A 19568-nucleotide genomic window follows, 5' to 3' on the forward strand; every position below is an offset into this window, starting at 1 on the left:
GAATAACAGAACACAAGTAAAATTAAATTTAGTTTTATTTTTGATAACAAAAAAGCCTACGAAAGTAGTAAATACTATTTCGAGGCTTTTTTTTGACTACATGTGAGTCTGTAATCTACTTTCTATACTTTTATTTTTCTTCTTTTACTTCTGCTGTTTCTTTTATAGTTTTTAGTTCTTTAGGTTTCAATACTTCTTCTTTTCTTTCTAATAGTGCCATATAGAAACCGTCAAAACCGGATTCTGAAGCCAGAATTTTTTGGTCTTTAACAAAATTGAATTCCTTTCCAATATCGGTAGTCAGGAAATGAGCAATTTGTTCTTGATTTTCAGAAGGTAAGATAGAGCAAGTAGCGTAAACTAATTTCCCTCCTGGTTTTACAATCTTAGAATAACTTTCTAAGACCTCAGCCTGTATTTTACGCATGTTATCAATAAACTCAGGTTTCAATTTCCACTTAGCGTCAGGATTTCTTTTTAGAACTCCTAAACCACTACATGGAGCATCGATTAGAACACGATCTGCTTTCTGATGCAGTTTTTTGATTATTTTTGTAGAATCAATAATGCGGTATTCTATATTAAATGCTCCATCTCTTTTGGCTCTTATTTTTAATTGCTTCAATTTACTTTCGTATAAATCCATAGCAATCAATAGCCCTTTGTTTTCCATTAAAGCTGCCATATGCAATGTTTTGCCACCTGCGCCTGCACAAGTATCAACTACACGCATTCCAGGCTTAACATCAAGAAAAGCAGCAACTAGTTGTGAATTGGCATCTTGAACTTCAAAAAAACCTTGTTTGAAAGCGTCTGTCATAAAGACATTGGCTCTTTCCTTTAATACTAAAGCATCAGGTTGACTTTTTAAAGGATCTGTTTCGATGTTTAAATCCATTAGGATTGCTCTCAAAACCTCTTTGGTAGTTTTAAGTGTGTTTACTCTAAGGACTACTTTTGCGGGTTGGTTTTGAGCTGTGATTTCTGTAGCCCATACCTTTTCTCCTAATTCTTTTACACCTAGTTCGTCCATCCAATCTGGTATAGACTCTTTCAAAGCCCTTACTTTTGATAATTCATCAAAGCGTCCTTTTATTTTTCTTTCAGGAGTTCCCTCTAACTGGCGCCAATCTGGAATAGGATACCCTCTTAAGACTGCCCATACAGCAAACATTCTCCAGAGATTGTCTCTATCGAAAGGTTCTTTTACTTCTGCAATTTCAGCATATAATCTTTTCCACCTTACTACTTCGTAGATGGTTTCGGCAACAAATTTTCTATCAGAGCTTCCCCAACGTTTGTCTTTTTTTAAGGCTCTTGCAACCACTTTATCTGCATATTCCCCTTCGTTAAATATTGCATTTAGGGAATCAATGGTGGTATAAACTAAATTTCTGTGTAATCTCATTTTAAATAATTGAGGTGCAAAGGTAGTATTAATTGAGCAAAAGTTAAATTTTAAATAATGAATGTTGGTTTTATATTTTTATTATAAAAAAAAAACACTGCTATTAGAGCAGTGTTTTTGAAAATTTTATTATCGTATGGTTATTTAACTCGTGTTAAACCGATGTTTTGACGAGCGTGAAGTACCATGGGGAATTTTTCTATTTTCACAGAACTACTGTCAAGGCCAAAAGCTCGTTCTTCAGACAAACTTAGTTTTTTGATAAAGAAGTAAGAGTTCATTATTATTTTTTCATGCCACCTTAAGTCACTGTCGTTAGAAAGAAACTTCTCAGACAAGACAAATTTGAAATCACCTATTATATTGTTTTTGCTTAAAGATTCATATCTGCTGGTAATATCTACCTCTCCTTTTTTTACCATGTCCTTAATGACTTCTTTAAACATCAAATTAATCTTTGTAGGTTCTCTAAAACCTAAATTAAAATCGACGCGATACAAGTCGTCTTTAATTATTTCTGTAACTTTATATTCCGTTTTATACGGTTCTGATAGTATGTTTACGTGAACAAACCAATAAATATCTGCCCTTTTTGGTCGTTTTTGCAATATCGAATACATTACTTTTTCTTCAATTTCGTCCACGCGATTCGCATTGGTCATATACACTAAGTGGGTTGCGTATTTTGGAATTGAAAGATCAGCACCTAATTCTGTCAATACTTTTTTGTAATCTTCAATTTTCACGATTTTTGTATAACTCTTGTTGATTTGTTTAGCCATGTACCAGATCGTCATAATCGAAATCAATATGACTGCAATTATTAACGTTACGTAACCGCCTTCGGCAAATTTCGTAATATTTGCCACTAGAAAACTGAATTCAATCAAGAGGTAAGTGGCGATGATAGGGATGATGATATACAACTTCACTCTTTTCATGATTAAATAGAAATTAAGTAAAATAGTAGTCATTATCATGCATAAGATGATGGCAAGACCATAGGCATGTTCCATATTTCCCGATTCTTCAAAATGCAAAACTATTCCAACACACCCAACAAACAGCAACCAGTTTATGGAGGGAATATATAATTGTCCTTTAACCTCCGTAGGGTATTCTATTTTAACTTTTGGCCAGAAATTTAATCGCATGGCTTCGTTTATCAATGTAAATGAGCCGCTAATAAGTGCCTGAGAGGCGATAACTGCAGCAAGTGTCGCGATAATGATACCTATGGGTTGAAACCAGTCCGCCATGATGAGATAGAACGGATTGCCGTTAGGTCCTCCTAGTGTAGTTAAAGTTTCTCCTTCATGGTGAATTAAATAGGCCGCTTGGCCAAAATAATTTAAGACCAATGTGGTTTTTACAAAGATCCAACTGATTCGAATGTTTTTTCTTCCGCAATGCCCCATGTCCGAATACAATGCTTCGGCACCAGTTGTACATAGAAAAACAAAGCCCAATACGAAAAATCCGTCCGGATGTACCGATAATAATTGATAGGCGTAGTAGGGGTTAAATGCCTTGAAAACTTCAGGATGTTTAGCGATTTGTATTAAACCAAGGATTCCAAGCATGCTAAACCAAATAAGCATCATGGGAGCAAAAAACTTCCCGACTAATTTTGTCCCAAATTGTTGGATACTAAACAGTACGAATAAGATACCTATAACAATAGGGATAGTGTTTATTTGTGGATAATAGGTTCTAATTCCTTCCACCGCCGATGAAACCGAAATAGGAGGAGTGATAATCCCGTCTGCAAGCAATGCGCTCCCCCCAATAATTGCGGGTACGATTAGCCATTTAATTTTCATTTTCTTGACCAAGGCATACAAAGCAAAAATCCCTCCTTCACCATGGTTATCTGCACTTAACGTTATGATGACGTATTTTATGGTCGTCTGTAAGGTAAGGGTCCAAAAGACAGCTGAAATTCCTCCTAAAACGACATCCGCATTAATTACACTTTCACCAAGAATGGCCTTCATAACATATAAAGGGGATGTTCCAATATCGCCGTATATTATTCCCAGTGTAATCAGTAATCCGCCTAATGATAATTTTGAATGTAGGTTTTTATGCGATGTGCTCATGTAGTACTTTTAAAAAACTCGTCAAATTTACTCTTTTTAAATAAAGTAGGCTTGTTTTTTCTGAAAAAGGATAAAAAAAACACGGTTGATTCACCGTGTTTAAAACCATTTTATTTAACTGTTTTTAAGATCTTTTATTATTTCCTCTAGTAGAATTATCTCTGTTGGATTCGGTTCGTTGTGTAGCATTTTTTTTAGAATTTCCTCTTTGAGTTTGAGTTCTTTGTGGAGCACTTTCTCGAGAAGCGTTAGCTCTGTTTTGAGAATTGTCTCTTTGCGAATCAGTTCTTTGTGGTGCACTTGCTCTAGAAGAATTAGCTCTTTCTTGAGAGTTGCTTCTTTGCGATTCAGTTCTTTGTGGAGCAGATTCTCTAGAAGAACTATTTCTATTCTGAGAATTGTCTCTTTGCGTTTCAGTTCTTTGTTGGGCATTTTCTCTTGAAGGGTTTGATCTGTTTTGGGCATAGTCTCTTTGTGTTCCAGCTCTTTCTGAAGCAGTTTGTCTTGAAGGAGTATTTCTATTTTGAGAATTGTCTCTTTGGCTTCCTATATTTTGAGAATCATTTCCTCTTGATGATTGGTTTCTATTTTGAGAAATATCTCCTTGATTTGCTGTTCTTTGTGTTGTGTTTCCTCTTGATGATTGGTTTCTGTTTTGAGAAATATCTCCCTGATTTGCTCCTCTTTGCGTTGTATTTACTCTTGATGATTGGTTTCTGTTTTGAGAAATATTTCCTTGATTTGCTCCTCTTTGTGTTGTATTTACTCTTGATGATTGGTTTCTATTGCGAGAGTATCTATCTTCATTTCTATTGCCTCTCCTTTGCTCTAATTCATAGCGATTTGAAACATTAGTATTTCTTCTCGAAAAATTATTATCGGGATATTGTCTTTCGTACCCATTTGAACGTCTTGAATTGTAAAGTACTACCGCTTGATTACTTCTTCTGTAATTTACATAATTGTAATTATTGTTTATATTCAGACTAACTTGGATATTGTTTCTGTATCTATAGACAGGGAATGGATTCCACGTATAATAGTACGATGGGTAATAATCCCAATACCAGTTTGAAACATACGGTGTGTAATTATAGGACCAAAATGAAGCGTAAATTAGCGGCCTTCTATAATATATTGGTTCGTAAATATAATTTTGACCATACATATATTCGTTACCCACAACCTGTAGATGAACGTTATTGAATCTGTCTTTTTCTATTTCGATCGTTGCAACGTCTTGGTAAACATCGCGATCAAGTACAGATTGTATTATAACTACATGGGTTCTATTATCTACAGTTTCTATAACACGTAAGTAATCTACCTCGTTATCGTTGTTTAGATCTAGATTTGATATTTGTAGTTCAGGATCGTTTAGTTGTCTTTCAAACTCCCGAAGATTTCTTGAATCGCCAAAAATATCAGCAACAGCTCTCAAATCTAAATTATCGCTAATTTCATCGTTCATCGCGCTTACCCGGTTTCTATCTTGCGCTTGCACTATAAAAACTGAGGTTATCAGGCTTAATAATAATAGTTTAGTTTTCATAGTATGTGTATTTACGTTTAACAATAGTAGGAGTTTCAATTACTGTGCCAATTAATTTTAGGAGCGTTTGGTATTATTATTTTAAATTGTAAATTAGCTTCAAATAAAAAGATTTAAATGAGAAATATTTTTTTAATTTCGTTGTGTTTTTCTTTTTTAAATTCTTGTAAAACAGCAGTTTACAAAGATATAAGTAGTTCTAATATTATTTTTAAAACAGTTAGAATAGACACGCTGTTTCAAGACAATATCAGTATTAGAGCGATCACTGCCGATGGAAATCATATCTGGTATGCAGCAAATAATTCAAGATTTGGCTTTTATGATTTAGAAAAAAACAAAAAATTTGAAAGGAAAATCATTAAGGATACTTTACAGTTGGAATTTAGAAGTATTGCACAAACGGCAACAAATATTTTTTTGTTGAGCGTGGCTAACCCGGCTTTGTTGTATAAGGTTGCTAAGCACAATTTTAAAACAACTTTGGAGTATGAGGAAAATGATGAAAAGGTTTTTTACGACAGCATGAAGTTTTGGAATAAAAAAGAAGGAATTGCAATGGGTGACCCTATAAATGATTGTCTTTCGATTATTACAACACGGGACGGAGGAAAATCATGGACTAAAATTCCGTCAGCTAAGTTGCCGAAAATTGCTGACGGGGAAGCGGCTTTTGCTGCAAGTAATACGAACATAGTCATAAAGGGAAATAATACTTGGATTGTTTCTGGAGGGAAGAAAGCCAGAGTTTTCTATTCTGCGGATAGGGGGAATACTTGGGAAGTATATGATACGCCCATCGCACAAGGAAAAGCCATGGCTGGAATTTTCACTGCTGATTTTTATGATGCCAAAAGAGGATTTATTGCAGGGGGAGATTATGAAGCACTGAATCAAAATTCCAGAAACAAAGCCAGAACTGATGATGGAGGTAAAACTTGGAAGCTCATGGCAGAAAATCAAGGGTTTGGATATGCTTCTTGTGTACAATATATCCCGAATAGTGATGGGAAATCATTAGTTAGCATAGGCGCATCCGGACTCTATTATTCCTATGATAGTGGAAATTCTTGGAAACAATTGGCTACTGATACGAGCCTCTTTACAATCCGGTTCGTGGACAATCATACTGCAATTGCTGCAGGTAAAAATAAAATGATTCGAATTAACTTTCTAAAATAAAACGCTACATTACGTTATAATAAACGGAGTAGGGAAGTAGCTGCATTGTTAGACCTTATTATTTTTTAGAATCTCTATACTGGTGTAATAATTTTCTATTGAAACCTTCTTCAGATTTTCTAAGTGTTATAATTTTTACGGCAGGGAGCACTTCTTTCAGGTTCTTAGTAAATTTTTTTCGTAGTAAAAATAACTCTTCATCTGCACTTTCCATTTCTGTAAGCAAGTAGTTTGCCTCGTTTTCACTCATATCGTCTAAGGCACTGTCATTCATACGATTTTTAAATGCTCTCATTTTTTGATGTCTTATCTCAAATTGCTTGTCATCAAAGGTATTATAGATCGGCCAAAATTTTTCAGCTTGACGCGTTGTTAAGTCTAATTCCGTTGTCAAAAATGCCACTTTTAGGACTTTAATTTGTTCTTTTTTATCTTTCATTCTATTATCCTGTGCGTAAAAACTAAAGGAAGTCAATAACAAAAGTAATGAGGTAATTTTTTTGATGTTCATTTTTTTTCTTAATTTTTTAGTAAACTTTTTTCCAAGGTTTATTCAATTATAAGATTTTCTAAATTTGCGTTAACCACTAATAGATCTTCAATAGTTGCGTCTTCTAGAGCAACCGGTGCTTTGATATTACTAATTTCATCAGGTTCTAAACCGTCAATAAGATCATATTGATTTACACTGGATTGGTAACTCAAATAATTTTCTAAAGTCGTGCTGTCGATTTCATTGCTACTTGTGGCAATTGTACTGACGTAAAATATAGGAATAAGCAATACTAAAATTAAAACAGCGGCGACAAGCAAGAAAAATTTTTTGTTTTTTTGAAATAGAGAAATTACTTTTGGTTCTTTTTCAGGCAATTGATGCATCAACTTTTCTGAAAAGTTTTCAAAGTAATGGTCTGGAGTTTTAAATCCAGATTCAATTTTTGGTTCGTTTTCTAATTTAAATGCTTTCATAATAGGTGTAAGACTTAGTTATAGTCAAAAGGTTTAATTGTTCATTACGAAGGCTTCTATTTTTTTTACGGCATGATGATAGGAAGCTTTTAATGCACCCACCGATGTGCCTAATATTTCTGATATTTGTTCGTATTTCAACTCTTCAAAATATTTCATTTTAAAAACCAGCTGCTGTTTTTCTGGAAGGGTAACAATCGCTTTTTGTAATTTTATCTGGATTTCATTTCCGTCAAAATAGCTATCTGATTTGAGATTATCAATAGTTTTATTTTGTAATGTTTCAGATGAGACTCCTCCTTTTTTAGCTTTTTGGTTTAAAAAACTAAGAGCTTCATTTGCGGCAATACGGTACATCCAAGAAAACAGTTTGCTTTGCCCTTTGAAATTTTTTAAATTTTGAAAGACTTTAATAAATGTATTTTGCAAGACATCATCTGTGTCATCATGATTTAAAACGATATTCCGAATGTGATTGTACAGTGGTTTTTGATAGGCCAACAGGAGCTGTTGGAACGCCTCGTTTTGCGTTTTGGGGTCCAATAACTGTTGTATAAATTCCTCTTCTTCTTGCAAAGTGATATTTTATTGAGTTAGATTGGAATTTATTATTTAGGTTTAATCTCAAACTAAAAAATTAGAACTCTGATGGTTCTTCTTCCGCAGTTTTATTTGTGGGTATTTTTTTTGTTTCAATGGCCTTTACGACTGGTTTCTTAATTTTTGCCGGTTCAATTGCATTTGTAGTTGTTGCATCTGTTGTGATTGCAGGTATTTTGGCAGCAGCTGGAATATCGGCTTTGACAGGTATGATTTTAGATAGTACAGGAATGTAAATTTCAGTAATCCATTTAGAGGAATTTTTCACCTCAGTTTTGTCAGTCGAATAAATCTCGATATGTGAAATTAGTGGGTCTGGTGTTAGTTGGTTTTTAGTAAGAAACTCAAGCGTCTTGTCGTATCCTTTTTTGAGGTGCGAATAGTCTCCCGTTACAGTTGTTTTTACCCCTTCAGATGCTTCTAGTTTTCCAGAGACGATATCGCTTCCGGGACTAATAAATATTTCTTTCTTTATTGGAACACATATTGAAATTTTTGCTAATCCTTTTGCTACATCATAGGTATGATAGATTACAAATGGTTTTCCATCTATTGCAATATCATTTTTCTCGCAAAAGGTTATGATAGTTGGAATAACTATTTTAGTGTTTTTATTAATTTTTGACAATTCACTTGTAAAGGTTTGTGCTAAATAAAAGCTTTGTGGTTTTTTTACGAGTCCGTTTACTTTTGTAGAAAAGGTATTGATTTCATAATCAAGTACCTGATCTAAATTCGCTAAACTTTTTTCGTATATTTTTCCAATAACTTCTTCAACTCCACCGTTCAATACGGTGTAAACTTTAAAAAGAAAACTCATATTTCCTTTTGACTGCCATGTAACTTTAGTTCCGCCGATGGTATCTTTAAAACTCCAGGAAACGGAGGAAGATGTTCCGTTATAATTTATTTTTTGGGCGATACTATCATTTTCTTTAACAAAAAGAGTACGAATCTCGCCCGAATCATCACTACCTTCCCAGGAATAGGAAGCGCCTTTACCAACAGTTAGCTCTGGATATAGTATCTTGATCTCTGGATCTTCCATAGTCCAAGAACCAAAGTCGCCCCAGTTTCTATAATCGTTCACGTAGTTAAACACAGCTGATTTTGGAGAGTTGATAATTTTGCTTCTTTCGATAGTGAAATCACTTTTTTGAGTGGCAATAAAAATGGACAAGGCCACTACACTAAGCAATAGTAAAAGAAAAATATATTTTAATATGCGCATAATCGGTTGATTAGTTTCAGTGGTAAAGTTAAAATTTTTATTAATAAGTAAGACGAATCATAAAAGAATTATGTAAAAACTACTTTCTTAGCTAAGCATGTTTTTTCTGAAATTATTTCTTCATCCTAATACCATAATTATTTTTGAATGGTTCTAAATGTTGTACTACGGCTAATAAATAAAGTAATGAAAATAGTTACTAAAATAAGTTGGTCCTCGTTTCATGTTTGAAGCATTATTAGTATTGTTTTTTATGATTCATTTATAGGTTATGTGTATTTGTGAAATTATAATTTACTAAACTTTTAAAAATCATTAATAATGAAATTATTTAAAACCGTTTGGATTTCTATGGCTTTAGCAGTTTCTTTTGTTTGTGATGCACAAACAGTAGAGTCAATAGCTGTAAAAGCGGCACAGAGTGAGCCTTTTGATTATCTTGTGGGGTAATTTTCTGATATTAAAATGTTGCGCTATCAAATTCCGGGATGGGAGGACCTTACACTAAAAGAACAGAAATTAGTTTATTACCTTACGTAGGCTGGAACTTCGGGTCGTGACATCATGTGGGATCAAAATTATAAGTATAATCTAAAGATAAGAACGGCATTAGAGCATATTTATCAAAATTATAGTGGCGATAAAACAACTGCGAATTGGAAAAATTTTGAAATTTATTTAAAAAGAGTTTGGTTTTCAAATGGAGTTCATCATCATTACTCAAGTGAAAAAATTAAACCGGATTTTTCAAAGAATTATTTTGAGGTTGTCATGAAAGCTACAAATACAGAATTGGCAACTGGTATTATTGCCGTTATTTTCAATGATGCAGATTCCAAAAAAGTGAATCTCGATGAATCAAAAGGACTGTTGGAAGGTTCGGCTATCAATTTTTATGATGAAGGAATCTCGGTAAAAGAAGCGGAAGATTTTTATGCTACAAAAAGGAGTCCATATCCCACTAAGCCGTATTCTCACGGATTAAACTCGAAATTAGTTCGCAACTTAAAAGGAGAGTTGGAAGAAAAAGTTTGGAAGCGTGGTGGGATATACAGTGATGCAATCGAAAAAATTATTTTTTGGTTGAAAAAAGGAAAAAATTTAGCCGAAAATGAAAAGCAAGCAAAGTCTTTAGGACTGTTGATCAAATATTACAAAACGGAAAGTTTAGAAACTTGGGACGATTATAATATCGCCTGGTTGTCCGCTACAGAGGGGAATATAGATTATATCAATGGATTCATTGAAGTGTATAATGACCCTCTGGGATACAGAGGTTCTTTCGAAGGGATTGTACAAAACAAGGATTTTGATATGTCTAAAAAGATGGAAAAGGTTTCTAAAAATGCACAATGATTTGAAGATCAATCCCCTTTACTGAAACAACATAAAAAGAAAAACGTAGTCGGTGTTTCCTATAAAACAGTAATCGTGGCAGGAGAAGCCGGAGATACGTCACCAAGTACGTCTATTGGGGTAAATCTTCCTAATGCAGACTGGATCCGTGCGGAGCATGGTTCTAAATCAGTTTCTTTAGGAAATATTATCGATGCGTATTCTAAAGCTGGCGGAAAAGGAAAGTTAGGCGAATTTGCGAATGACAAAGAGAAAATTGCTTTAGCTGAAAAATATGGAGAAATAGGAGATAAATTGCATACCGCTTTGCACGAAGTGGTAGGGCATGCTTCAGGACAAATGAATCCTGGTGTAAGGACTCCCAGAGAAACATTAAAAAGTTATGCTTCAACTCTCGAAGAAGGACGAGCTGACTTAGTTGGATTATTTTATTTATACGATTCTAAAATTCAAGAGTTAGGTTTAGTCGACGATTGGAAAAAAACTGGAATGGAGTCTTACGACAGTTATATTAGAAATGGTCTAATGACTCAATTAGTTCGTTTAGAGCTAGAAGCAGATATTGAAGAGTCTCATAGGAGAAATCGCCAATGGGTTAGTGCTTGGGCATTTGAAAAAGGAAAAAAAGAGAATGTAATTGAGAAAATTAGTCGTGATGGAAAAACATATTTCAATATTACTAATTAGGAGAAGCTTCATGTTTTGGTCGGACAATTGTTACGTGAAGTACAGCGCATAAAGTCGGAAGGAGATTATAATTCAGGTGAGGCCTTGATCGAAAATTACGGTGTAAAAGTAGATCAAAAACTACATGTGAAAGTATTAGATCGCAATAAAAAATTTCCTTTTGCTCCTTACAGCGGTTTTGTAAACCCAGTTGTGGTTCCTAATTTAGACTCCAAAGGAAAGATAATATCTATTAATATAAAACAGCCAAAAACTTTTGCAGAACAGATGTTAGAATATTCAAAAGACTTTAGCTTTTTACCGCTGGAAAATTAGAAATAAAGGAATAAAAAAGATGCCCTCTAGAAAAGCGGGCTATTTTTTTAGATTAAATGGTAAACTTAACGTTTAAAAAATACTTTTATCACAAATAGAATCCCAATAAAAATGAGGAAACCAAGTAATATCTTATAATTACCTTTGTAAAATTCTTTGTGAATTTTTATATCTTTTCGGTAAGAAAAAATTATCGCAATAACAAAAGCAACAAGAAAAAAGCCTCCAAATATTAATTGTCCTTGACTAAACATAGTTTTAATTATTTTGAGCAAATTTAATCAATTGTTTAGGAATTGTTGCTAATTTGTGGTCTCATTTAATCAAATAAAATTATGCAAAAGCAAATCAATTCAGTTAAAGAATTTCATAAGGCATTTAAAATAGGGCATAGTGAAATTCCAATTGCTAATTTAGGGGACAGTAAGAGCACGTTGCGATATCATTTGATGAAAGAAGAAAATGAAGAATACCTGGAGGCGGTTCAAAATAATGACTTAATTGAAATAGCCGATGCCTTAGGTGATATGATGTACATTCTTTGTGGTACTATTATAGAGCATGGATTACAGCATAAAATAGAAGCGGTTTTTGATGAAATTCAACGCAGCAATATGAGCAAATTAGACGAGTCAGGGAATCCTATATACCGCGAGGACGGTAAAGTTATGAAAGGGCCTAATTATTTCAAACCTGATTTTTCTAAAATACTGACAGAATAATAAAAGTGCTGTTTAGGTTTTTAGAAGGACTTGCTTTTGCGTTCCAGATAAAGTCTGTTTCGATACACTGAAAAAAAGGAAACCATAAAGAAAGCGATTTCCAATCTGGAAATCGCTTTTTTTATTTAAGGAGGAACCCGATAACTAGTAAGCACTTAAGGCTATACTTTTACAGTCCAGCCAAATGTATCTTCAGCTAGTTTGTGCTGTACATTTGTTAATTTATCTTTTAGTTGCACTGCATATGAATTTTCGATTTTTGGTAATTCATAATAAACATCTTGGTAAGAGAAACCGATGATCGGATTAACTACAGCTGCAGTACCTGCACCGAATATTTCCTTTAGCGTACCATCCTTAGATGCTTCAACTAGTTCTGAAACTAAAACAGGACGCACTTCAATAGTAATACCCTCTTTCTTTGCCATATCAATAAGACTCTTTCTGGTAATACCATCAAGGATTCTCTCACTTACAGGAGCTGTGAATAAAGTGTCCTTTATCCTGAAAAACACATTCATTGTACCTGCTTCTTCTAGTTTTGTGTGTGTAGCATCATCAGTCCATATCACCTGTTGAAAACCTGCTTCATTTGCTAAGTTCGTTGGGTAAAATTGTGCAGCGTAATTACCGGCAGCTTTCGCCGCTCCAATTCCGCCATTTGCAGCTCTACTGAAATGCTCTGCAATCAAGACTTTCACTTCTCCAGAATAATACGATTTTGCAGGAGATAAAAGAACCATAAACTTGTATTCATCAGATGGGCTTGCAATAACTCCCTTACCAGTTGCTACCATAAATGGTCTAATGTACAATGTATTCCCTTTCCCTTTTTTTATCCAAGCTTCATCTAACTGAAGTAATTCGTTTAGACCATCCATAAAAACAGCTTCAGGAACTTCTGGCATCGCCATTCTTACTGCTGATTTATTGAAACGTTTGTAGTTCTCATCAGGTCTAAAAAGCCAAACGTCATCACTTTCGTCTTTATAAGCTTTCATTCCTTCGAAGATGGCTTGCCCATAATGAAAAACTCTAGCTGAGGGGTCTAATAAAAATGGGGCATAGGGCTTTATAACTGGCTTTTGCCATTCTCCATCTTTAAAATCACATTCAAGTAAATGATCGGTGAACACCGAACCAAAGCTTAAGTTTTCAAAATCTACTTCATTAATTTTTGAAATCGTTGCCTTTATGATATCGATTTTGTTAGTGTGAGTTGTGCTCATAATATTTTGTTGTTTTTTTTAAGTAGGAAATAATGTGCGCAAACGCTTAAAAGTCCTTTTAAGTATATAAAATTTAATCCATGTAAAAATAAATAAAAATCATTGAAACTCTTGTCAAAATGATATTAATTATAGCTTTTAATTGTGATTAATTTACAGTTGTTAAAATGAATGAAAGCTTTACTTTTTTGATGAAATATATAATAAAGCGGGTTTGGAGTAGGAACTATATTATATTTTATTAAATTTGATAAAGTACAAAAAGTACATAACTAATAATCCCTTTAAAAATATTATTTTGAAAAGAGAAATCATACAGACACTTGACGGCTCTACGACCATACAAATTAAGGAATGGGATGAATGCTATCACTCTAAACATGGCGCAATACAGGAAGCACAACATGTTTATATAAAAAACGGATTGTCTTTATTTCAAAACAAACCAATTTCAATTTTGGAAATTGGTTTTGGTACTGGTCTGAATGCCTTTATTACTTTTTTAGAAGGAAATAAAATGAATCAATCCATCGATTATGTAGGAGTGGAAGCTTATCCTATATCGGCGGATGAATTGATTTCTATGAATTATGTTGAAGAATTGAAGGCTACTGATGAAAAAGATATTTTCGAAAAGATGCATCAATGCAACTGGGAGGAAAAAACTTTTTTTGGTGATGTTTTTTCATTAACTAAAAGGAAGCAGTTGTTTGAAGAAATTGATGATTTAAATCGATTTGATCTAATTTATTTTGATGCTTTTGGCTATCGTGTTCAACCAGAACTGTGGAGTACCGCCATATTTAAAAAAATGTTTGATGCCCTTAAAAACAATGGAGTGCTGGTAACTTATGCGGCACGTGGTGTAGTGAAAAGGAGTATGATTGAGGTGGGATTTAAAGTAGAGAAACTCGAAGGTCCACCAGGAAAAAGAGAAATGTTTCGAGCAAGAAAAACCGAGTAAACAGCGATTAACTCTAATTATTTTAAAAAAAAATAGGCTAGTAGGACGAAATAATAATGAAAATTAGACGTTAAATTTACAGGTGGTAACTTTAAAAAATGTATTTTTACTACATGTTAAAAACCATAATTTAACCATAAATACTTAAATTGTTATGTCTAAAATCATGTTTGATTACACAAAATCAATATTAGAAAGAGTGAGTTTCGATCCGATACTTTTTTGCAAAGAATTGGAAAAAGCAATCAAAACTTTATTGCCTTATGAAATGGAACAATTACGAGAATGGTTGTTTAATTTTATAATCGAAAAACCAGAATTACGACAATGTTTACTGATAGTAGAGCCGTAAATAATAAAAAAGACCGACTAAAGTTTCTTTTTTTTACTTTATAATCGATAGTGTTTACTTTAGATATTTTTATGTTAAAGTTTATTCCTGTAAGATTTTTAACAAATTAAGTACTAAAATATGTTTGTAAAGGGTTTTTATTGCGTTTAATCCGTTTTTAGGTCAAAGCTAATGTTAGCAATCAATAGATTTACGGTATGTTTGATAAAATAAATTTTAAAACCTATTGTTTATGTCTAGAATGATTTATGGTTATACAAAGGAGGTATTCGAAAGAGTAAGTTTTGACATTAAGCTCTTTGTGAAAGAGCTTAAAAAAGCCATTAGAATTTTATTGCCCTACGAAATTGACCATTTAAAGAAATGGCTTTTATACTTTACCAATGAAAAACCAGAATTACGAGGATGTCTTTCATTGATTAAATAAAAGATAAAAAAGAAATACTATTGAGCGTCCCTTTTTATTTGCTTTTGATTGGGCTCACAATTTGCACGTTTTGAAAAACAATAGCTCCTTTTATCACGCCAGCGATCGTAGTGCGTAATGCGTCAATTATATGTATTTTCAATTCACTTTTTGGAAAAATTAAGCTTACTTCTCGAGCTGGCTTGGGTTCTACGAAATGGCGTATCTTTTTTTTGTCGGCTTCTTTTAAGTCTAAGGTGTGCAAGAAGGGAAGTAAGGTTGTGCCTAATCCTTCATCGGCAAGTTTTATTAAAGTTTCAAAACTTCCGCTTTCTATTTGAAAATGGCTGAAATCATTTTTAGGATTATTTTTGCATAAATTCAATACTCCGTCTCTGAAGCAGTGTCCGTCTTGAAGTAAAAGAATCTCATCCAGATTTAAATCAGATATTGTAATCTCTTCTTTTTTAAATTGCTGGTGGCTTTCAGGAATGTAGGCTACAAAAGGTTCAAAATATAAAACTATTTCCTTGATTTTCTCTTCCATTAAAGGGGTAGCAGCAATTGCTGCATCCAGATGACCGTTATTGAGCTTTATAATAATTTCCTCTGTATTTAACTCTTCAATTATCAGTTTAACTTTTGGGTATTTTTTTATAAAATTATTTAAAAACATAGGAAGAAGAGTAGGCATGATTGTTGGAATTATACCCAACCTGAATTCACCTCCTACAAATCCTTTTTGCTGCTCTACAATGTCTTGAATCCGACCGGCTTCATTGACAATATTTTTGGCTTGGTTCACGATTTTTTGGCCTATATCTGTCAATTGAATCGGTTTTTTAGAGCGATCAAAGATCAATATGCTCAGCTCCTCTTCAATTTTTTGAATTTGCATACTTAATGTCGGCTGCGTAACAAAACATTTTTCTGCAGCCAATGTGAAATTTTTATGTTCAGCAACAGCCAGGACGTATTTTAATTGAGTGATTGTCATTTTAATAGTATTTTGCAATGCAAATATAAAAACAATCAATTTAATTTATAATGTATTTCGTTCTTTTCTTCTTAACTTCGTAAAAACTAATACTATGAAAACAAATATTTTAGGTCTACCAGTAAAAGAAACAGAAGCGATAGTAAATGAACTAAATTCATTATTATCTAATTATCAAGTTTATTATCAGAACTTAAGAGGAATTCATTGGAATATCCGAGGAAAACGTTTTTTTGATTTGCACGTAAAATTCGAAGAACTGTACAACGATTCACAGCTAAAGGTTGATATGATTGCAGAACGCGTTTTAACTCTAGGTGGTACGCCACTGCATACCTTTGAGGATTATATTAAGCATAACAATATTGTTGTAGGTAAAAATATTTCAAATGATGAAAAAGCGGTTCAACTGATTGTTGATTCATTATCACATCTGTTAATGTTAGAAAGAGAAATTTTAAATAAATCGGCGGCAGTTAACGATGAAGGTTCGAATGCAATGATGAGTGACTTTATTGCAGAGCAAGAAAAAACAATCTGGATGATGCAAGCTTGGTTAGAAGAATAACAGAATCCCAGATTACATATAATAACTAAGAAGCCAAAATAGTAAGCGATTACTATTTTGTCGTTTTTTATTTTAATTGTTAAATTTTTACAAATCTTTTTTTCAACAGTAGCTATTTCCTCAGTTAAATTATACTTTTACATTAAGCAAATTTATAGTTAGCATTAATGAAATTTATAGCTCACATATTTTTATTCTTATTTATAGCTTTTCTATCAACGCCCGCCATAGTGACGATGATTGAGAAGTCATGCGATACCTCTGTTTTCTTTACTTTATCTGAAGAAGAACATACTCAAAAAGAGGTTAAAAATTTTGTCTATCATGCTGAAATTGAATTTGGCTTCTTAGTAGGAAAACACAACAAATCAAGTTTGATCCTTTCTGAAAACCTATCCAAACACGATAAGATTTCCACCCCTATATTTTCCCCTCCGCCCGATATGGCATGATACTTCTGATTATATTTTAAAAAACAATCACTGTTGCATTTAAACATGTAATAGAAATTACGCACAAATTATTTAGTATTATGACAAAAAAAATAAATTCTTTTTGCCAACCTTAAATCGGATTTTGCATCTGGTTTAGTAGTTTTTTTGGTAGCGCTACCATTATGTTTAGGAATTGCAATGGCATCAGGTGCTCCATTGATGTCAGGAATTATTTCCGGAGTTATAGGAGGAATCGTGGTTGGCTTCTTGAGTACGTCTCATATCAGTGTTTCAGGACCGGCAGCGGGCCTTACCGCTATCATCTTAACTGCTATTACTGATTTTGGGGCTTTTGATATTTTTTTAACCGCTGTTTTTATCGCTGGATTACTTCAGCTAGCTTTGGGTTTTTTAAAAGCGGGCAGCATTTCAAATTATTTCCCTACCAATGTAATTGAAGGAATGCTTGCCGGTATTGGTATTATCATTATTCTGAAACAGATTCCACATGCGTTTGGTTATGATGCTGATTTTGAAGGGGATCAATCTTTTATTGAAAGTGATGGTAGTAATTCATTCTCTTCATTATTAGAAGTTTTTAATCATATTCAATTGGGGTCAGTAGTGATAACCGTGGTATCATTAGTGATATTAATTGCTTGGGATAAAGTTGCTTTTTTAAAGAGATTAAAATTAATTCCAGGTGCATTAATAGCAGTGGTCTCAGGAATTTTACTAAACGAATTTTTCATCTTATCTGGTAGTTCTTTGGCAATTTCAAATACACACCTCGTTACGTTACCAGTACCTACTTCTTTTGATGAGTTAAAATCGATTGTTATTACTCCGAATTTCTCAGGCTTTTTAAACCCTAAAGTATGGATTGTAGGATTGACTATTGCGATAGTTGCCTCTATTGAGACGCTACTATGTATCGAAGCTGCTGATAGGATGGATGTACGTAAAAGATATACTGACACTAATGTGGAGCTTAAAGCACAAGGATTAGGTAATATTTTAAGTTCGCTTATTGGTGGTTTACCCATGACTTCTGTTGTGGTAAGGTCTTCAGCAAATAATAATGCTGGTGCTAAATCAAAGATGTCAGCGATTATCCATGGTGTACTCCTATTAATCAGTGTGCTGGCAGTACCTGTTATTTTAAACAAGATTCCATTAGCAACATTAGCAACAATATTAATCTTAGTAGGTTATAAATTAGCGAAACCGGCCACCTTTAAACATTTTTGGGAAAAAGGAAAATATCAATTTATTCCTTTTATCGCGACTTTAGTAGCGGTGGTTACAACAGACTTGCTTAAAGGAGTACTTTTAGGGATTGTAATTAGTATTATTTTCATACTGAAGGGGAATTTAAAAAGAGCTTATAGTTTTAAGAAGGAAGAGTATGTTGATGGTGATATTATCCATATTAATTTAGCACAAGAGGTTTCGTTTTTGAATAAGGCGGCAATTAAAAGTACTTTAAACGATGTTCCAGAGAATTCTAAAGTAGTAATAAGTGCAGAGGATACGGTTTATATTGCGCATGATATTTTAGATTTAATTAGAGAGTTTAAAGAGACTAGAGCGGTAGATGAAAATATTAAGGTAAAGCTTAAAGGTTTTAAAAAAGCGTATTATATAGACAATAGTCCAGATATTGCTAATCATGTTTCATTTGAGCATTATTATGATTCTGCCAAACGAGTGATGGTGAAAAAAGAAGTGGTTAAAGAAGGTTTCAAAGAGTAAATAAAACGAGTAGGATATTGTTAATCACATTTTTAAAGTGTTTTACTGGCAACGATCTACCGTTTTCAACTGATTTAATAATTTAAAAAACATAAGAAAATGAGCGATTTTTATAAAAAGATATTAGAGAATAATAAAAAGTGGGTGGAGCAAGCATTAGCTACAGATCCAAATTTTTTTGAAGATTTAGCCAAAGGTCAAACACCACCATTATTATGGATTGGTTGTTCGGACAGTCGTGTTCCTGCCAATGAAATCATTGGCGCAAAGCCAGGAGAGGTATTTGTCCATAGAAACATCGCCAATATGGTGGTCCATTCAGATATGAATATGCTTAGTGTATTAGATTATGCTGTTAATGTGTTAAAAGTAAAACATGTGATTGTTTGCGGCCATTATGGTTGTGGAGGAGTTAAAGCGGCTATGGGTAATCAATCTATAGGAATTATAGACAACTGGATTCGTCATATTAAAGATGTTTACCGTCTCCATAACTCCTATCTAGATTCTATCGAAGATGAAACGGAACGTTTCAACGCTTTTGTAGAAATTAATGCTAAAGAGCAGGTTTATGATTTATCTAAAACGTCAATTGTACAGGCAGCTTGGAAAAATGGCCAAGATTTAAGTATCCACGGTTGGGTTTACGGATTAAATTCCGGTTTTGTGACTGATTTAAAAGTCAATATCAGTTCAAACAAAGAATTGGATGAAGTTTACCAATTAAAATTATAAAAAA

Annotated in this window: 18 protein-coding genes and 2 pseudogenes; 10 read left to right on the forward strand and 10 right to left on the reverse strand. The window is 33.3% G+C overall.

Going from position 1 to position 19568, the window contains the following annotated elements:
* Positions 1–130: 130 nt before the first annotated feature.
* From A3SG_RS0112145 to A3SG_RS0112155, 3 genes are all read right to left on the reverse strand, one after another.
* Complete coding sequence (locus tag A3SG_RS0112145; RefSeq protein WP_016990291.1) at positions 131–1408, reverse strand: RsmB/NOP family class I SAM-dependent RNA methyltransferase; 1278 nt, start codon at positions 1406–1408, stop codon at positions 131–133.
* A gap of 140 nt (positions 1409–1548) precedes the next feature.
* Entirely contained in the window at positions 1549–3510 is a 1962-nt protein-coding gene (locus A3SG_RS0112150; RefSeq protein WP_016990292.1) for a KUP/HAK/KT family potassium transporter, read from the reverse strand.
* A gap of 124 nt (positions 3511–3634) precedes the next feature.
* Positions 3635–5062: a hypothetical protein gene (locus tag A3SG_RS0112155; protein ID WP_016990293.1), complete on the reverse strand. Its 1428-nt coding sequence runs from the start codon at positions 5060–5062 to the stop codon at positions 3635–3637.
* Positions 5063–5179: 117 nt separating this feature from the next.
* Here A3SG_RS0112155 and A3SG_RS0112160 point away from each other — a divergent pair, with 117 nt between their 5' ends.
* Positions 5180–6244 (forward strand): WD40/YVTN/BNR-like repeat-containing protein, encoded by a 1065-nt coding sequence (locus A3SG_RS0112160; RefSeq protein ID WP_016990294.1) that lies wholly within the window; start codon positions 5180–5182, stop codon positions 6242–6244.
* Between the two features lie 58 nt (positions 6245–6302).
* Here the strand turns inward: A3SG_RS0112160 and A3SG_RS0112165 are convergent, their stop codons facing one another.
* From A3SG_RS0112165 to A3SG_RS0112180, 4 genes are all read right to left on the reverse strand, one after another.
* Positions 6303–6755 (reverse strand): hypothetical protein, encoded by a 453-nt coding sequence (locus A3SG_RS0112165; RefSeq protein WP_016990295.1) that lies wholly within the window; start codon positions 6753–6755, stop codon positions 6303–6305.
* A gap of 38 nt (positions 6756–6793) precedes the next feature.
* Positions 6794–7213, reverse strand: coding sequence for a hypothetical protein (locus A3SG_RS0112170; protein WP_016990296.1), 420 nt, complete (start codon positions 7211–7213; stop codon positions 6794–6796).
* A gap of 33 nt (positions 7214–7246) precedes the next feature.
* Complete coding sequence (locus tag A3SG_RS0112175) at positions 7247–7789, reverse strand: RNA polymerase sigma factor (RefSeq protein ID WP_029596784.1); 543 nt, start codon at positions 7787–7789, stop codon at positions 7247–7249.
* 61 nt (positions 7790–7850) lie between these two features.
* On the reverse strand, positions 7851–9044 hold the full coding sequence (locus tag A3SG_RS0112180) for an SRPBCC family protein (RefSeq protein ID WP_016990298.1): 1194 nt from the start codon (positions 9042–9044) through the stop codon (positions 7851–7853).
* Between the two features lie 321 nt (positions 9045–9365).
* On the opposite strand from A3SG_RS0112180, the pseudogene A3SG_RS19790 reads away from it, so the two are divergent.
* Positions 9366–11402 (forward strand): annotated as a pseudogene (locus A3SG_RS19790) (dipeptidyl-peptidase 3 family protein).
* Between the two features lie 65 nt (positions 11403–11467).
* Here the strand turns inward: A3SG_RS19790 and A3SG_RS22380 are convergent.
* Positions 11468–11656 carry a membrane protein gene (locus A3SG_RS22380; protein ID WP_016990303.1) on the reverse strand — a complete coding sequence of 63 codons (189 nt, stop codon included), beginning with the start codon at positions 11654–11656 and terminating at the stop codon, positions 11468–11470.
* Between the two features lie 81 nt (positions 11657–11737).
* Here A3SG_RS22380 and A3SG_RS0112195 point away from each other — a divergent pair, with 81 nt between their 5' ends.
* The gene (locus tag A3SG_RS0112195; RefSeq protein ID WP_016990304.1) at positions 11738–12124 is read left to right on the forward strand and encodes a nucleoside triphosphate pyrophosphohydrolase family protein; all 387 of its coding nucleotides are present in this window, start codon (positions 11738–11740) and stop codon (positions 12122–12124) included.
* Between the two features lie 161 nt (positions 12125–12285).
* Here the strand turns inward: A3SG_RS0112195 and A3SG_RS0112200 are convergent, their stop codons facing one another.
* Positions 12286–13353 carry a branched-chain amino acid aminotransferase gene (locus tag A3SG_RS0112200; RefSeq protein WP_016990305.1) on the reverse strand — a complete coding sequence of 356 codons (1068 nt, stop codon included), beginning with the start codon at positions 13351–13353 and terminating at the stop codon, positions 12286–12288.
* A gap of 298 nt (positions 13354–13651) precedes the next feature.
* On the opposite strand from A3SG_RS0112200, the gene mnmD reads away from it, so the two are divergent.
* The 3 genes from mnmD (at position 13652) to A3SG_RS0112215 (ending at position 15096) form a co-directional block, all read left to right on the forward strand.
* Positions 13652–14317: a tRNA (5-methylaminomethyl-2-thiouridine)(34)-methyltransferase MnmD gene (gene mnmD, locus A3SG_RS0112205; protein ID WP_029596785.1), complete on the forward strand. Its 666-nt coding sequence runs from the start codon at positions 13652–13654 to the stop codon at positions 14315–14317.
* Positions 14318–14471: 154 nt separating this feature from the next.
* The gene (locus tag A3SG_RS0112210; protein ID WP_016990307.1) at positions 14472–14669 is read left to right on the forward strand and encodes a hypothetical protein; all 198 of its coding nucleotides are present in this window, start codon (positions 14472–14474) and stop codon (positions 14667–14669) included.
* A gap of 232 nt (positions 14670–14901) precedes the next feature.
* Positions 14902–15096 carry a hypothetical protein gene (locus A3SG_RS0112215; protein ID WP_016990308.1) on the forward strand — a complete coding sequence of 65 codons (195 nt, stop codon included), beginning with the start codon at positions 14902–14904 and terminating at the stop codon, positions 15094–15096.
* Positions 15097–15130: 34 nt separating this feature from the next.
* Here A3SG_RS0112215 and A3SG_RS0112220 read toward each other — a convergent pair whose 3' ends face one another.
* Positions 15131–16072 carry a LysR substrate-binding domain-containing protein gene (locus A3SG_RS0112220; protein ID WP_016990309.1) on the reverse strand — a complete coding sequence of 314 codons (942 nt, stop codon included), beginning with the start codon at positions 16070–16072 and terminating at the stop codon, positions 15131–15133.
* Between the two features lie 94 nt (positions 16073–16166).
* On the opposite strand from A3SG_RS0112220, the gene A3SG_RS0112225 reads away from it, so the two are divergent.
* From A3SG_RS0112225 to can, 4 genes and pseudogenes are all read left to right on the forward strand, one after another.
* On the forward strand, positions 16167–16640 hold the full coding sequence (locus A3SG_RS0112225; RefSeq protein WP_029596786.1) for a Dps family protein: 474 nt from the start codon (positions 16167–16169) through the stop codon (positions 16638–16640).
* Positions 16641–16807: 167 nt separating this feature from the next.
* On the forward strand, positions 16808–17092 hold the full coding sequence (locus A3SG_RS0112230; protein WP_016990311.1) for a hypothetical protein: 285 nt from the start codon (positions 16808–16810) through the stop codon (positions 17090–17092).
* A gap of 80 nt (positions 17093–17172) precedes the next feature.
* Positions 17173–18829, forward strand: a pseudogene (locus A3SG_RS19795) (SulP family inorganic anion transporter).
* Positions 18830–18928: 99 nt separating this feature from the next.
* Positions 18929–19564 (forward strand): carbonate dehydratase, encoded by a 636-nt coding sequence (gene can / locus A3SG_RS0112240; protein ID WP_016990313.1) that lies wholly within the window; start codon positions 18929–18931, stop codon positions 19562–19564.
* Positions 19565–19568: the final 4 nt, after the last annotated feature.

Source organism: Flavobacterium sp. ACAM 123 (genome assembly GCF_000264055.1).
Classification (GTDB): Bacteria; Bacteroidota; Bacteroidia; order Flavobacteriales; family Flavobacteriaceae; genus Flavobacterium.